Origin of the sequence: Thermosipho japonicus, assembly GCF_014201655.1 — a bacterium.
GTDB lineage: Bacteria > Thermotogota > Thermotogae > Thermotogales > Fervidobacteriaceae > Thermosipho > Thermosipho japonicus.
Map to the genome: position 1 here is coordinate 332,844 of NZ_JACHEX010000001.1, position 12,151 is coordinate 344,994.

The following is a 12,151-nucleotide window of genomic DNA, read 5'->3' on the forward strand; positions in this document are numbered from 1 at the left end:
CTTAATCCCTCCTAAATCTTCAAATCTTATATTTTAATACCTAAAATTTGATACTTAAATACCCCTTTTGGTGCTTTAATTTTAACAACCTCGCCTACTTTTTTACCTACTAGGACCCTTCCAATCGGAGACTCAAAGCTTATTTTGTTGTTAAAAACATCTGCTTCATGAGGTGTTACAATCTGAATTGTTTTTTCTTCTCCCGTATCCAAATTCTTAATTAACACCCAATTACCAATGTTAATAACATTGGTATCCAATCCTTCAATAACTTCTGCTTTTGAAAGCATATTTTCAAGTTCATTAATTCTTGCCGCAATCCTTCCTTGTTCATTTTTGGCTTCCTGATATTCTGAATTTTCCGATAAATCGCCAAGTTCTCTAGCTTCTTTAATTCTTTGAGCTATTTCAAACATAAGCTTTTGCTTTAACTGATCAAGCTCTGCTTTTAATTTTTCATATCCCTCTTTTGTTAAATAAATACTCTCTTTTTTCATTCAAACACCTCCAACACTATTTTTCATTTTTCAATTCTTTTACAACTTCTAAAAATTGATCAATTTCCCTAAAATCTTTATACACAGAAGCAAATCTAACATATGCAACTTCGTTGATCTTTTTTAACCCCTCCATAACAAGCTTTCCTATCTCAAGACTTGAAATTTCCAAATTACCTGTTTTTTGAATTTGATTTACCACATCGTCAACTAACTTTTCCATCTCTTCAAGAGTTACATTAGTCTTTTCACAAGCTTTCATGATACCACTCAAAATCTTTGACCTATCAAATTTTTCTCTACGCCCATCTTTTTTTATTACAAAAACTGGTCCAAATTCATATCTTTCATACGTAGTAAAGCGACCTTTACATTTCAAGCATTCTCTGCGACGCCTTATTGTCATCCCTGATGAATCGACTCTTGAATCAAGTACTCTAGTTTCATCATTGCCACAATATGGACATTTCATATTCATCACTCCATATTCTTTGATTCAAGTTCCTCATATATCTTAAATATCTTTTTTATCCTATTATAAACCATACTCTTTGAAAGAGGAGGATCAAAAAGCTTTCCAAGATCACTTAAACTCAAATCTTCATTTTCCAATCTCAAAAGTGCTATTTTCTTTAACTCACCATTTAGAATATCTGCACCATATTTTTCAAATAAATTTTTTATAATCCTGATCTGCCTTGCATTACTTTCACCAACTCTTTTAGCATTGGCCGTTAAAAAATTCATAGATCTATTAAAATCACTTTTAATTTCTCTTGAGCTTACTATCTTTTCCATCTTGTCAGCGTTTCTTTGAGCACCCATATAATAGAGGATTTCAATTATATCTTTTGCCCTTTTTAAATAGAACCTGTAATTTTTCTCTCCAAAACTTGCAATTTTACCAAGTATACCTAAATTATCAAAAAGATATTTTTGTATCTCATTTAGAAATTTATAATTATGTGAAATAATTTCAAAGTGGTAATTTTTAGTAGGATCAGTTACAGAACCAGTCGATATAAAAACTCCACGCAAAAACGCCCCGAATAGTCCAAGATCCTCAAATATATATGCTGGAATCTCAAGAATATCCAACTCTAGTTTAGACAATATTGAAAAAGGAATAAAAATTTGTACCCTTTTCTTCTTCAACTTATTTTTAATCATTGTCAACCTTTTTTTATCAGTACCTACTATAGCCATTAAATTCATTATCCTTCTTGCAGCAGGTATGAACCCCACTTCAATTTTTATAACAACATCATTAAAAGACCTTATTATTACTCCCCTTGATTTTAAAAATCCAGCCAATTCAGATTTTGCTTCCAACTCAGAGTTAACACTCGTATGGCACAATTCACCTTTTACATCTTCAGAAAATGTATATAACATTATATCACCTTAAAAGCCTAATTATTAAACTTGCAAGCTTCATAGAATTATGTCTTATTTTCTCTTTACCATCACTGTCAATTTTTACTTCCAATAAATCATCAAGAATTAGTCTTTCATCATTTTCAATATCTATTTTCACTGGAGCTGATCCTTCATTTTCATATCTTTCTAATATATATTCAGGTATATTGGAGCTCGACGCAATAATCATATCAACTTTCTTTTCAAGATATCTTTCTATTACACTCACATGATCAAATAATGCAAAATTGTATGACTCGGAAGGTTGAGTCATCAAATTGGAAATATATATTATTTTTGCGTTTGAATAATTAACCGCCTCTTTAAATCCATCAACCAAAAAATTCGTAATTATACTAGTATATATACTGCCAGGTCCTAAGATAATATAATCAGCATTTACTAAAGATTTTTGAGCATCTAAATTTATCTTAGCATCTCTATCTAAATAAACTTTTTTTATTCTTTTTTTTGTTATTTTCATTATTTCACTTTCACCAAAAGCCTTAGTACCATCCTCATATTCCGCAACTAACCTGATTAAGTCTTCAGAAATGGGAATAACTTTACCGTTAATTGCTAAAACTTCAGATGCATACTCTATTGCCTTTGTAAAACTTCCTAAAATTTTTGTAAGTGCTGTTAAAATAATATTTCCTACACTATGACCTGCCAAAAATCCGTCTTTAAACCTGTAAGAAAAAAGTTTCCCCAAAATTTCCTCATCTTTTGCAAGTGCAACCAAGTTATTTCTAACATCACCGGGTGGGAGAACATTATATTCTTTTCTTAAAACCCCAGAACTTCCTCCCTCATCGGTTACAGCAATTACAGCTTTTAAATCTATATTATTGAAATATTTTAATCCCCTTAAAAGTGTTGAAACACCAGTTCCACCACCAACCACTGTTAGATTCATTACTTCACATCCCTATGTTCCAAAAGAACCTCATACCTTTGCCGGTAAATACTTGCAAGTTCTTCTGCAAAGAAAACTGATCGGTGTTGGCCTCCAGTACAGCCTATACCAATACTGAGTTCCATTCTACCCTCATTTTCATATCTTTTCAACGCAAAATCAACAACGTTTTTTATCATTTCTATATATTCCTTAACTCCTTGAGTATTATACAAAAACTCTTTTACTTTTTCATCTCTCCCACTTTTTTCTCTCAAGTCTTTTATATAAAAGGGATTAGGAAAAAATCGAACATCAAAAATAAAATCTACATCTAAAGGCAATCCATATTTAAATCCAAAACTTAAAATTCTTACCAAAAATTTCTTTTTAACACTACCTAATATTTCCACCAATTTTTCTCTAAGCTGATGTGGATTCAAATTAGAAGTATCAATTACTATGTCGGAAAATTCTAAAGCTTTTGTTAAAATTTCCCTTTCAAGCTGTATTGCTTTTTCAAGAGAATTTACTCGCTTAAGAAGAGGATGATTCCTTCTAGTATGCGCAAATCTGTTAATTATAATCGCATCTTTTGCAGTTAAAAAAATTACCTTCAAATTACTAGCATATTTTTTCTTTAAATTATTTAAAATCTCATCAATACGTTCAAAATTTTCGCTTCTAGCATCTAAGACAAAAGCAATGTTGTCTACATTCATAGATATTACTGGTAAAATTGTCTCAACCAAATTTATGGGAAGATTATCTATACAATAAAATCCCATATCTTCAAGTAAACCTAAAGCTGTACTTTTACCAGCGCCCGACAACCCTGTCAGAATAATTAGATTTTTCAACTTGTATCACCTTTTTTGTTTTAAATTTGTTTATAGTATACGGTACTCTGAAATTAATCCTTTTTAGTTTTTTCTCAAATATCTTTGGATCACCAGTGACATAAAACTCAACAAATGCTTTTTTAGAGTTATTTTTTGCCAGTTTTTTTGACAATTCTTCAGCTGGGTCAATTATTCGAACCTTCGGTAATACCCTGGATATTACTCCCTTTAAAAATGGAAAATGTGTGCATCCTAAAATCAACTCTTCAATATTTTTCTTCTTTAATGGAAGCAAATAATAATTTGCTACCGCTTCAACCATTCTACCGTAAAAAATACCTTCTTCTACCAAAGAAACAAAAAGCTGAGTTGATTTTTGATATACTTCTTTATTTTCCATTTCAAGGTATTTTTTATAAATCCCATTACTAACTGTAATATTTGTTCCAATAACTCCTACTTTTTCACCTTTTGGAGCCTGAATCGCAGCTTTAATTATGCTATTATATTTAATGCCTAAATCCAAATTCCTCTCTAGTATAATTGAATCTGTTGTATTACATGCTGCAAAAATTTCATTAACTCCTCTTTTGTGAAAAAACTCTGCAAACTCAAAAATGAAACTCTCCAGAACTTCTGGAGTTTTAATACCATAAGGAGCTCTTTCGGTATCCGCAATATAAATATAATGTGCTCCATTAATGTAAGTGAGCTTTTTTAATACAGAAATACCACCTATCCCAGAATCAAATAGACCTATCTTCAAGGCTTCTTTCCTCCAGATCATTCAACCTTTTCAAAATTTCATTAATCTTTTCTGTTAAATAATACTCTCTCTCAATTAATTCACATAACATTACCAAAAGTCTTTCATCAGTAGATGAAAGCTCTTCATATTTTTCATTTAGCTCTTTAATTCTTTTTTCAATGTAATCTAAAATCTTTTCATCTGAATCAGATTCAACAATATAGTTTCTTCCGTTAATATTAAACCTTTTCTTGATCATTTATCTCCGTTGAACTCTCCATTAAATTTTTTAATTTTCCAAGTAATTTATCGAATGTTCCGTTGATTTCCTCTTTTAAAGTTCTGTTTTCTTGTTCAAGTTGATTAGCCCTCTCAATTGCTGCATTTAATTCTTTCCAAAGTTCCTTATTTTCTTTCTGGAGCTCTTGATATTTATTTATTAAATCTTCAAAAGCCTGCTCTAATTCTTTAATTTTCTCTTCCATCACCTCATCCCCCTTTTCCTATAATCAAAATATCTGTAAGATGATTTATAAATTTAACGAAAGGTTCCATAATCATAGGAAGTATCCATATCAATAACATACCCAATAAAAATAATATACCATAAACCTCATATTTTATATACCAATCCCAGTATTCATCCGGTAAAAAAGCACCTAAAAGTTTTGATCCATCCAATGGAGGGATAGGAAACAAAGAAAAGATCGCATAAGTTAAACTCCATTTACATGCTTTGTAAAAAGTAATGTACGCAAATTTATTATCAACTTCTTTTGCTATTATACCATACAGAATAAATAATCCAACACCTAAAATCGAACCAATCAACGATGAAAAAATTAAAACTTTTCTTATCGTCTTATTTTTCATAGGAACAACCGGTATTGGCCTTGACCATCCAAAATCAAATAAAATAAAAGCTATAGTTCCTATCGGGTCAAGATGTACAAATGGATTTAGCGAAGTCCTTTTTAACTTCTTTGGAGTAGCATCTCCTGCTAGCACAACAAGATGTGCTTTTAACAATTCTCTAGGATAAACAACCAGAATAACTGCAAAAAATCCGGTAAGAAGATTAATAATTACTTTTTCAATCGTAACAATCACCTTCTTTAATCTTACGAGCAAGCATTTTTAAATTTTGTACTGTTTGCTCATCCATACCATACTTCCACCAGAAAGGTAACACTGTATTATTTAATAATACTGGATCTTCTCTTCCACTTAATTTTCCTTCATTTACAAGTTTTAGCCAATCTTCAGTTCCCACAATTGGTGTAAATTCATTAATTGAAAAACTTATACCTTCACTTTTACATATTTTCATTGCATTTATAACATCTTCAACGCCTTGCCCTGGTATATTTACCATAATGTAAGCAGAAATCTCTTCTTCAGTAAAACCTGCATTTCTTAAAATTCTTGCTGCGTTAACTAAATCCCTATCAACTACCTTTCCACCAGTCTTTAATTGTAATTCACCTGATGTTTCATATCCTAATTTTATCGTTTTAAAATTAAGTTCTTTCATTAAAAAAGCAAGTTCTTCATCTATAAGTCTTGCATGTATGCCATTTGGAAGATGAAATCTAATATCTCTACTAAAATTTTTCTCTAAAACTTTTTTTAAAATAACCTTTGCATGTTTATTTGAATTTACCAAAAATGCATCATCAAAAAATACTACATCTTTTACTTTAAATTTTTCGACATACCTTTCAATATCACTAACAACCCTTTCTGGATCTCTAAACTTTATTCCGTTCCATAATTTATGAGCAATACAATACGAGCATTTAAATGGACACCCCAAAGTAGTTAAAAATACTAGATAACCAATATTTTCATATAAATCGTACAAAGGAGAAAGTTCCATAAACCAATCTATATTTATTCTCTTAACACTTTTACTTGTCAAATCTTCCAACATCTTTGGAATTCTATTTAAATCACTAAATGGAAAAATTATTGCATTAGTTTTCTTTGCATGTTGTGGTAAATTTCTTACGTAAAATCCTCCAAAAAATATTGGAACTTTATTACCATAGTAACCTCTTAAAAAATTAATCGTATCCCAATACCCTGGATACCAGTAAGTTAATGTTGAAGTTACAAAAATAGCATCAACATTCCCAACTTCTTTAAGTTTATCATAAAAGTACTGTTCTGGTGCACCATAACGTTTGTATTTTCTTGGAACAAATGCCAAAACATCAGGTTTTTTTATCTCTACAAATGGAAACTTCCCTGTACCATAAAACTTATCTTTGGGAACTTTTGTATATTTTTGTAAAAATTTATCATGCCTATTCATTAAATCTATAAAATGTATTTCAATTCCTAACTTTTTCAAATATGAAGCAACATATAAAAGCCCAATTGGCTTTAACCAGAAATCATATGCTGCAAAATCTTCTATCCATGGGTTAACAAGCAGTATTTTCATAAAAGTAATAAATCCCCCTAAGTCCGAGTTCTAAGTCGTAAACTATATCTTTTTTCAAATATTCCCTTATAAGCTTTGATTGACCTCCTGTGTATATTATAGGAGCACTTTTCAAATCATAATCACTTTTTATTCTTTCAATTGTATAATCTATACCTCCAAGAATTGTATTTATAACACCGATTCTAATATTTGATTCAGTATCTTTTCCAACAAAAGTATTTGAAGGTTTTAATTCAACCTTTGGTAATTTAGCGGTTCCTTTAAAAAGCGCATTAACCATCATATTAAATCCTGGAATTATTACTCCACCCTCATATCTATTGTCTTTTAATACTTCAATTGTAATTGCCGTCCCAAAATCAACAACTATTGCATCTTTTCCATAATCTCTACTAGCAGCAATTACGTCAACAACTCTATCTGCTCCTATCTCTTCAGGAGTATTTACATTCCAAGCAATTTCATTATATTCTTTAGCACTAACAAATATAGCCTTCTTATTTAAATACTTTTCCGCAAAAAACTCAAATATATAGTTTATATTTGGTACTACTGAAGAAACTACTATATCTTTAAAATCATTTTTATAAAACATCTTCAAAAAGACATACAATTCATCTTCTGTTTGAATTGAGTGTGTAGAAACTCTTTTAATGTCAAATGACTTCCCATCTTTTGTTAAAGCAATTGTTGTATGTGTATTTCCAACATCAAAAAGTAAGAGCACATTACCACCTCGTAGTAAGAGATGTGTCCACTTTTGGAATAATATTATATTTCTCAAGCAAATTTCTTACATCTTTTGTTACATAAAACCTTACAATTTGAATCAAATTACTCGTCATTAGTTTATAAGCAGGATATTCCCTTACATATTCGTCAAAAGAAAGAACATGCTCTTTCCAGGAGTCATAAATATAAATATTACTCTTTAAAAATTCATCAGGATGAACAAGAGATAATTTATACGGTGTATCAACCTTAAATATTTCATCAAAATTTGAAAGTATTTTTAACAACTCTTCTCTATCTGATTCATCAGATATTTCAACAGCCTTTTCTAGCCTTAGCCTTATCTTTTGTAAAATATCCATTGCAAATCCTTGACTTGCCGCTGATGGATCTATACCTTCAACTGAAAATGGAGTTTCAAGGATTGTCTTCCAAAAATCTCTATTCTTCAACCTTTCTACAATTTCATAAGCCATAACTATATCTAACTCTACTGGTTGCAAATCTATCTCAAAATTTAAAATCTTTTCTTTTGTCTCTTCAAAAGAACTTATATTATACTCTTCCACTATCTGATTAAAGTATATTTCAACTTCATTAATTATCCTTTGATCTGTTAATTCCATAAATGTCTCAAGATTTTCCACTCTCTCTTTTAATTTTAAAGGTCTATAACAAAGTTCCAACAAATCTTGAATCATTAAATCCGCTGCACGTGACGTCTTATGGAAATAAACATTCTTGTACATCATGAACCTACCAAACAATGTCGTATAAATCTCATCAATTACCTTGATATTATAAGCCAAAAATTTTTTACCATCTTTTTCAACAACCATAGAATTTCTTACAAGCCTATCTAAAGAACCTGTTCCGAATCCTCTTGTTCCTGCAAAATATGAATCTCTTAAAACAAAATCCATTCTATCAGCACCAAGAGGGCCTTGTATCACAGCAAATTCTATTGTACCTTCATTTTCACCTTTATAGGTTTCTACGACCTTTTCCATGACTTTTTTAAAGGCATCTTTTAAATCACCAACTTCTCCTAATACCACATTGAGATCTTCTAAAACAGCGTTCTTTAATTTTTCAGGTGCTCTTTCAAAGACCTTATACATTGCCTTAGGCATATACTCAAGCAAAATTTTTTCACGGTACTCATCATGACCGTCTTCTAGGCCCATATTTTTGTAAACTACCTCGTCAAATTGGTGACTGAAAGGGCCATGCCCAATGTCATGTAAGAGTCCTGCAAGTCTTAAAATCCTAACTTTTGATGGATCATCTCCAAACAAATGGCTAGCATACATTCCAGAAATATGCATTACTCCAAGAGAATGTGCAAATCGTGTATGAGTAGCACAGGGATAAACATATTCTGAGCCTACAAGTTGCGATAAATATCTCAACCTTTGCATTGCTTTCGTATCTGATGCTATTATTTCAAGTGGATACATAAAAATTTCCGCATGAATTGGATCCCTTGATACTTTATAATACATAAATTACACCTCTTTTCTAAGTTCAATTTTGAGACATTTTCTTAAATATAAACTCAACAACAACATTAATTGCCTTTTCATTAAAGCCACCACGTGGAATTATTAAATCTGCATACTTTTTACTTGGTTCAACATATGCATCATGCATTGGTTTTACCATGTTTAAATATTGATTTATTACACTATCTATAGTTCTTCCTCTTTCCTTTATATCTCTTTCAAGTCTTCTTATAAACCTCACATCACTTTCTGCATCAACAAAAATAGAAAGGTCATAAAACCTTCTTAATTCTTCATAGTATAGTGCAAATATACCTTCAATTATTATCACCGGTTTTGGATCTAACAATGTAAAATTCCCGGTCCTAGTATACTTTGCAAAATCGTACTCGGGCAATTTTATGCTTTTTCCATCCAAAAGTTCTTTTAAATGATCTACAAGCAAAGAAAATTCAATCATATCCGGGTGGTCATAATTGTACTTTTTCCTTTCTTCAAAAGGCACATGACTCATGTCCTTATAATAATTATCCATTGGTAGAATAACACTATTTGATTCTCCTATAATCTCATTTATTTTTTGTGCTACAGTTGTCTTTCCTGAACCTGTTCCTCCGCCAATTCCAATTATAAACATAGTCTATCACCTTATTCCTAATTTTCCGTTTTTTTCGACAAAATAACGATCAAGTATTAAATGCAGTACATATCCAAACACTGAAATTATACCAAGAAATAATGCATTATTTAAACTAGAAGTTATATAGTATGTTCCATATCCAATAATCCCACCATATATTAGAGCAGCCCATATTGTATGCAGAGGACCTCTATGACGAGGTATAATTAGCTCATACAAAATTCCTATTAATATTCCAAAAAGAAAAGAAAACAAAAATCTCAAAAATACATTCTCAACATTTAAATCAAAATAAGAAATTATAACTTTTCCAGTAAATTCAAAATAAATTGCCGCTGAAATAGTAAGTAGTTTAACAAATCTGTGTAAAAGAGAATGATTGTGATCAATATCTGGCATATCTGAAGAAAGAACAAATATCAAAAAACCTATAGCAATAATTTTATCTTCTGGCATAGAAAAATGCAAAAATTGAGAAGCTATCTTGTAAATAAACAAGACAAAGGGATAAAAATAAATTCCAAAATTTACATGTGTATTAAAATTGGGCAAACCTAATCACTCCTTAATCTAGATATTAGATCTATTACAATATCTTTAGAAGCATCATTCAAATCTAACTTTCTTATTTTTGAAATCGACTCTTCAAACAAGGAATTCATAGCGTTCTTAGCTTTTTCAATTGCCCCACTTTTTAAAATTTGTTCTAAAATATATTGTATTTCTTCCGAAGATTTTTCTTGCTTTGAATAAACTCCAAAGAATTCTTCATCATATTCACCAAAATCAATTAATGCAGTTAATTTACCTTCCAAAATATCCGTAACATTAGATTTTCCAGATTTTTCATCAAATGTACTTATAATATCATCTCTAATTTGAAAGGCTATTCCTGCTGGAATAATTGCATCTTCAATCTTTTTCTTATCAATACTCTCATTTGAAAGTAAAGCTCCTAGATAAAAAGGATAAAAAAATGTATAATATGCAGTTTTCAATCTAGCAATCTCAAGAGAAATTTTATCTGCGTCTGGTTTACATTTTCCTAGAGAGTATAAAACATCAAGTGTTTGACCATAACCTGTGTTTATATAGCAATTTGAAAATTCTTCTAAAAATTTTGATGATAAATTCAATTTACTTAGCTGCCTGATAGCAATAAAAAATAGTATGTCACCAAATACCAAAGCCAAGTCTTCACCAATTTTTTCATTGTTATTTTTTTCTTTAAATTCTTCATAAAATACTACATGCAACGATGGAAGTCCTCGTCTTAAAGTAGACCGATCCATTATATCATCGTGAATTAAAAGAAAACAATGCATAATTTCTATTACCGCAGCTATCCTATACAATTTTTCATAATCTAATTCTTTTTTTGCATATGAAGTTGCACCTAATAAAAATAAAAGAGGGCGTATTCTTTTGCCTGGTCTTAAACAATACTCTATCAGCGTCTTAATTAACGACTCTATTTGCTTTGGTGGATTAACTTTATTTTCCAAAATAACTTTTTCAATGTATTCTTCCACTTTTTTTTGATGCGATTTTTTAAATTCATTAAAATCCATTTTTATCCTCCCAAGTAATCTTCATCTTTATCTCCGACTAACTTTTTAAGTATTTCATAGTACATAGAGTTTTTTGTCACCAGATTTGAAAGGGCCTTTTTTATTATCTCTAGATCTTCACCAGAAAAATCACCGCTATCTATTGCTTGAACCAAATCTTTAACAACTTCAGGCATTTCTACATAAGAAAGTGCCATTGCAGCCTGCGCGCCATATTTTTTTCTATCAGCATCCTCCAGGAGAAAATATCTCAATATTTTATAAACTTTTTCACCATCTCCAAGTTTTGAAAGCGCTTCATAAATTATTAATTCTGCCTCTTCAAAATCAAAAAGTGATAATGCATTATAGAGCTCCTTTTTTATCCTTTCATCTCCAAGATCAGCAAGTAAATCTATAATGTAAAGAAGTGTTATATCATTTCTATTACCCTCATAGAGCCTCTTTTTAAATTCCATATATAAAGGATCTTTTGAAGCTTCTCCTAATTTAAATAAAGTTTCTGACGCAATTTCTTTAACCTGAGAATCTTCATCCTCCAAAAGCTTTATTAAATCGTCTATTGCTTGTTCTCCTTTTTCCTCTATTATCCTTTTTATAAGTTCTTCTCTTTCCATATTAGCCCTCCAAAATATTTTATTCTTGTTAATTATTATACCATAATTGCTTATTCTGCACTATTATAACTCCATAAGATCTACACAAAAAATGGATGTTGCCTTATCATTTTCTCCTAAAACATATTATTCCATCACCAAATGCAGTTTCATTTTTAACATTTGATTAATACGATAACGCATTTTCTTTCCTTTTATGTCTATCATACATATCTATATAAGTTATACTA

Annotated in this window: 16 protein-coding genes; all 16 read right to left on the reverse strand. The window is 30.3% G+C overall.

Features of this window, described 5'->3' with window-relative positions:
- Window positions 1–26 precede the first annotated feature (26 nt).
- From greA to HNP65_RS01895, 16 genes are read right to left on the reverse strand one after another with little or no spacing between them, the layout of a single operon-like run.
- Window positions 27–497 carry a transcription elongation factor GreA gene (gene greA / locus HNP65_RS01820; protein ID WP_004102051.1) on the reverse strand — a complete coding sequence of 157 codons (471 nt, stop codon included), beginning with the start codon at window positions 495–497 and terminating at the stop codon, window positions 27–29.
- A 16-nt stretch (window positions 498–513) separates the two neighbouring features.
- Window positions 514–969, reverse strand: a complete 456-nt coding sequence (gene nrdR, locus HNP65_RS01825; protein ID WP_004102050.1) for a transcriptional regulator NrdR — start codon at window positions 967–969, stop codon at window positions 514–516.
- 5 nt (window positions 970–974) lie between these two features.
- Window positions 975–1,892: a DNA-binding protein WhiA gene (gene whiA / locus HNP65_RS01830; protein WP_184618679.1), complete on the reverse strand. Its 918-nt coding sequence runs from the start codon at window positions 1,890–1,892 to the stop codon at window positions 975–977.
- A 4-nt stretch (window positions 1,893–1,896) separates the two neighbouring features.
- Window positions 1,897–2,835: a gluconeogenesis factor YvcK family protein gene (locus tag HNP65_RS01835; RefSeq protein ID WP_184618680.1), complete on the reverse strand. Its 939-nt coding sequence runs from the start codon at window positions 2,833–2,835 to the stop codon at window positions 1,897–1,899.
- Window positions 2,835–3,674, reverse strand: a complete 840-nt coding sequence (gene rapZ, locus HNP65_RS01840) for an RNase adapter RapZ (protein WP_004102048.1) — start codon at window positions 3,672–3,674, stop codon at window positions 2,835–2,837. Before rapZ ends, HNP65_RS01835 begins: the two co-directional genes overlap by 1 nt.
- Entirely contained in the window at window positions 3,631–4,422 is a 792-nt protein-coding gene (gene murI / locus HNP65_RS01845) for a glutamate racemase (protein ID WP_184618681.1), read from the reverse strand. Before murI ends, rapZ begins: the two co-directional genes overlap by 44 nt.
- Window positions 4,403–4,663, reverse strand: a complete 261-nt coding sequence (locus tag HNP65_RS01850) for a cell division protein ZapA (protein WP_114702596.1) — start codon at window positions 4,661–4,663, stop codon at window positions 4,403–4,405. Before HNP65_RS01850 ends, murI begins: the two co-directional genes overlap by 20 nt.
- A complete protein-coding gene (locus HNP65_RS01855; RefSeq protein WP_004102043.1) occupies window positions 4,644–4,889 on the reverse strand; it encodes a hypothetical protein in 246 nt (81 codons plus the stop codon). The genes HNP65_RS01850 and HNP65_RS01855 overlap by 20 nt, the downstream gene beginning before the upstream one ends.
- A 4-nt stretch (window positions 4,890–4,893) precedes the next feature.
- A complete protein-coding gene (locus tag HNP65_RS01860) occupies window positions 4,894–5,514 on the reverse strand; it encodes a zinc metalloprotease (RefSeq protein ID WP_184618682.1) in 621 nt (206 codons plus the stop codon).
- Window positions 5,498–6,853 (reverse strand): B12-binding domain-containing radical SAM protein, encoded by a 1,356-nt coding sequence (locus tag HNP65_RS01865; RefSeq protein ID WP_184618683.1) that lies wholly within the window; start codon window positions 6,851–6,853, stop codon window positions 5,498–5,500. The genes HNP65_RS01860 and HNP65_RS01865 overlap by 17 nt, the downstream gene beginning before the upstream one ends.
- A complete protein-coding gene (locus HNP65_RS01870) occupies window positions 6,834–7,583 on the reverse strand; it encodes a type III pantothenate kinase (RefSeq protein ID WP_184618684.1) in 750 nt (249 codons plus the stop codon). Before HNP65_RS01870 ends, HNP65_RS01865 begins: the two co-directional genes overlap by 20 nt.
- A 1-nt stretch (window position 7,584) precedes the next feature.
- Window positions 7,585–9,093: an HD domain-containing protein gene (locus HNP65_RS01875; protein WP_184618685.1), complete on the reverse strand. Its 1,509-nt coding sequence runs from the start codon at window positions 9,091–9,093 to the stop codon at window positions 7,585–7,587.
- A 22-nt stretch (window positions 9,094–9,115) separates the two neighbouring features.
- Window positions 9,116–9,730 carry a uridine kinase gene (gene udk, locus HNP65_RS01880; RefSeq protein ID WP_184618686.1) on the reverse strand — a complete coding sequence of 205 codons (615 nt, stop codon included), beginning with the start codon at window positions 9,728–9,730 and terminating at the stop codon, window positions 9,116–9,118.
- 6 nt (window positions 9,731–9,736) lie between these two features.
- Complete coding sequence (locus HNP65_RS01885) at window positions 9,737–10,285, reverse strand: metal-dependent hydrolase (protein ID WP_184618687.1); 549 nt, start codon at window positions 10,283–10,285, stop codon at window positions 9,737–9,739.
- A 2-nt stretch (window positions 10,286–10,287) separates the two neighbouring features.
- On the reverse strand, window positions 10,288–11,304 hold the full coding sequence (locus HNP65_RS01890) for a polyprenyl synthetase family protein (RefSeq protein WP_184618688.1): 1,017 nt from the start codon (window positions 11,302–11,304) through the stop codon (window positions 10,288–10,290).
- A 2-nt stretch (window positions 11,305–11,306) separates the two neighbouring features.
- Window positions 11,307–11,921: a HEAT repeat domain-containing protein gene (locus HNP65_RS01895; RefSeq protein WP_184618689.1), complete on the reverse strand. Its 615-nt coding sequence runs from the start codon at window positions 11,919–11,921 to the stop codon at window positions 11,307–11,309.
- Between the last annotated feature and the right edge of the window lie 230 nt (window positions 11,922–12,151).